Raw genomic sequence first — 3104 nt, forward strand, 5'->3', positions numbered from 1 at the left:
ACATTTATAAAATGCACGCTGAAGGTTAAACTGCTTAAAAATCAATTGATTAATTTGTTATTTAGCAGGCGGGAAGGTTTTCATTGAGCCAGTGAAAAGGAGGGGGATAAGGAGCTCGATCTTCTTATTAAAAGAACAGAACGAGCATCCCAAGTGTGTTTTGTTGGTTCAACCTTATGGTTGTTTTAGAACGTTACTCATTTGGACTAAATACAAAGTTAGCATCAATAGCAAAATGGTCGGATAAGTGCCAACTTCCCCAAGTCTCTGAGTTTAGTCTTTGGTTGAGTTTCACCGTATTTGTATTACTTACTGCTCGTCTGTGCACTCTACTTACAAAAACGTAATCCAGATACTCTACATCAGCACCACCTGAATACTTATAAGCAGCGTAAGGGTTAATCGTCGGATCAAAGGTTGCACGGGTGTAGCCTCTGAACTCTGGAGGATCAACATCTAACGTAGCAAGCATCAAAAGGTATTCCAAGAAGTCACTATTTTTGTCGATGTTGAAGTCTCCAGCATAGATCACCGCTTCGTTAGCAGGAATGTCTTTGGTCAACATAAAGGTTCGCATTAGACCGAGTTGTAGGCGTCTTAGACGCTTAGCTGAAGGTGTGTTGAAAGAGGCAAGGTGTGTATTGAAAATGTGGTATATCTCGCCATCCTTGTTTATCTTGGTATATACAACGCCTTTGTCTGCGTAGCAGTCAGTGCCTGTACAGTGTTCGAAGACGATACTATCGGTGTCGATGATTGGATGTCGGCTAAATGTCACCACACCACCATCGTACAGCGCATTACTGTTACCACCAACCACCTCTGTTCTGTATGGATATTCGTCCGCTAACTTATTGAATAGAATGTCTCTATCGGTAGAAAATGCTTCTTGCAAAGTGAGTACATCAAACCCAGAAAGGCTATGGCTCATGATGCTTGCTCGGCCTGCAATATTGGAAGACACAGAAGGAAGCAACCATAAGTTATATGATGCAACGTTTAGGATGTTTGGTTCATATTCTGTGCCATTGATTGTATGTTCAGACACAACAAATTCAACGTCGTCAAAACCCGATGTGTATACCGCTTTAACGCCGAACTCAGAGTGATATCCATCTTGATTATATCGATGAAGAATGTATGGGTTGTAGTCAGTCATCATACCTTGACCTTTATAGCCATAAGACAACGTCGAGCCTGAACCATGGCCAACCAACTTAAGTTGAGCGACTGGTTCTTGCGGTTTGACTTCCCATGTTCCCTCATCAGTCAATCGTGATATTGTCAGAAAGTAATCATATGTAGCACCATTCACAATTCCATAATATCGGTTAAAATCAGCCACTTTAGCTTTTTGATAGGGCCAAATTACTAAGTCATTTCCTGTTAACCTGTATTGGTAACCATTACTGACTGGCGCACTGGAGTCTACTGAAAAGTTTATCAATATGGGTTTGTCAGTGCGATTTATATAATAAAGCGATGTTGCGAGTGCTTGGCTCGCTATTGCCCAAAGTATCAGTGTTAAACACAGCTTTTTAATCATGTTTCTTCCTTTGATTACATTCCTAAAATCGAAGTCAGAAAGTAGCTCTTATATGCATGTGGTTGCAATTTGATTGTGTTGGTTTTGTGCTGTGTAACGGATATGTGATCATATTGTAAATGTTGTGAAAAAATACACCAATTTATAGTAACTTATGATTATTCAACCTATTTCGAAGTGCATTTAATGACGACTTATTTTGCTGGTTTCTCCCTCGGACTTTCGCTGATCCTTGCGATAGGTTCTCAAAATGCTTTTGTACTCAAGCAAGGCCTAAAGAACCAACATGTTTTGGTCATTTGTACTGTGTGTGCTGTCTCTGATGCGTTACTGATTAGTTTTGGCGTCACAGGCTTCGGGGCTGTTGTTAAGCAGTTTCCTCAAATCGAACTGATTGCTCGTTATGGTGGGGCAATGTTTTTGGGCGTGTATTCATTTTTAAGTTTCCGCTCGGCATTCACTGAAAATCATGCGCTAGAAGCAAGTGCTGAAACCAAAGACTCGTTAACCAAAGCGATAGCCATGTGCGTTGCGTTTACTTGGCTAAACCCACACGTCTATCTTGATACCGTTGTGCTGTTAGGTTCTATTTCAACTCAATATCAACCAAATCAAATGTTATTTGGGGCGGGGGCGGTATCGGCTTCTTTTGTGTTCTTCTTTTCTCTTGGCTTTGGTGCGCGTTTCTTGGCTCCGATGTTTAAGAACCCGCGAGCCTGGAAGGTATTGGAATTTGTTGTGGGTGTAATAATGGCATCTATAGCAATTTCTTTAATCGTTTAAGTGGCTATATTTCTTAATTTCCAAAAAAATAGAATTATACTTCGTCTTTTGTTGGTGACGCTCGTCTTAGGGATGTAAATACAAATTAATGACCTGATACGGAGTCTACAATGATCAAACTGATTAGCTTTAAAAACTGCCCATTCCTTCAACGTGCAATGGGGGCTCTAGTTATGAAAAAAGTACCGTTTGAAATCGAATACATTGAGCTTAACAACAAGCCACAATGGTTTTTGGATATTTCTCCAAATGGTCAAGTGCCTGTACTAGTGACTGAAAACGACACCGTATTATTTGAATCTGATACGATTGTTGAATACCTTGACGACAAATACGCACCTATTGAAGAGGTATCAGCCGAGCAAAAAGCATTGGACCGTGCTTGGTCTTATCAGGCAAGTAAACATTACATGCCACAATGCGGAACGATGGGAAGTAAAGACAAAGAAACTTTTGAAACACGTTTGGCTAATCTTCAAAAAGCGTTTCTAAAAGCTGAAAATAAATTAGGCGATACTCAATTCTTCAAAGGGGATTACATCTCGAATGTCGACATAGCTTGGCTGCCACTATTACACCGCGCATCGGTGATAAAAGATCGTTCAGGTTTTGATATGTTAGAAGGCTTCCCTAAAGTGCAAGCGTGGCAGACCGCTTTGATTAAGTCGGGCTTAACGGAGAAAACGGTACCTCAAGACTTTGTGGAGAAGTTTAGTGGTTTCTATTTAACGAATACTTATTTGGCAAGCCTTGCGGAAGCTCATTAATATTATAT

3 protein-coding genes are annotated in these 3104 nt (G+C 40.4%); 2 read left to right on the top strand and 1 reads right to left on the bottom strand.

The annotated features are described in order from the left end of the window. Positions 1–193 precede the first annotated feature (193 nt). The gene (locus BCT81_RS15040) at positions 194–1546 is read right to left on the bottom strand and encodes a sphingomyelin phosphodiesterase (RefSeq protein WP_102424950.1); all 1353 of its coding nucleotides are present in this window, start codon (positions 1544–1546) and stop codon (positions 194–196) included. A 186-nt stretch (positions 1547–1732) separates the two neighbouring features. Between BCT81_RS15040 and BCT81_RS15045 the strand changes: the two genes are divergently transcribed. Both BCT81_RS15045 and BCT81_RS15050 read left to right on the top strand, forming a co-directional pair. Then, on the top strand, positions 1733–2329 hold the full coding sequence (locus BCT81_RS15045) for a LysE/ArgO family amino acid transporter (RefSeq protein ID WP_102424951.1): 597 nt from the start codon (positions 1733–1735) through the stop codon (positions 2327–2329). 110 nt (positions 2330–2439) lie between these two features. Continuing rightward, the gene (locus BCT81_RS15050) at positions 2440–3096 is read left to right on the top strand and encodes a glutathione S-transferase family protein (RefSeq protein ID WP_102424952.1); all 657 of its coding nucleotides are present in this window, start codon (positions 2440–2442) and stop codon (positions 3094–3096) included. Positions 3097–3104: the final 8 nt, after the last annotated feature.

The sequence above is a fragment of the Vibrio sp. 10N.261.52.A1 genome (assembly GCF_002876325.1).
Taxonomy (GTDB): Bacteria; Pseudomonadota; Gammaproteobacteria; order Enterobacterales; family Vibrionaceae; genus Vibrio; species Vibrio chagasii.

Coding starts and splice junctions, on each gene's coding strand:
- BCT81_RS15040 (WP_102424950.1), bottom strand. CDS start 1,546: ATGATTAAAAAGCTGTGTTTAACACTGATACTTTGGGCAATAGCGAGC.
- BCT81_RS15045 (WP_102424951.1), top strand. CDS start 1,733: ATGACGACTTATTTTGCTGGTTTCTCCCTCGGACTTTCGCTGATCCTT.
- BCT81_RS15050 (WP_102424952.1), top strand. CDS start 2,440: ATGATCAAACTGATTAGCTTTAAAAACTGCCCATTCCTTCAACGTGCA.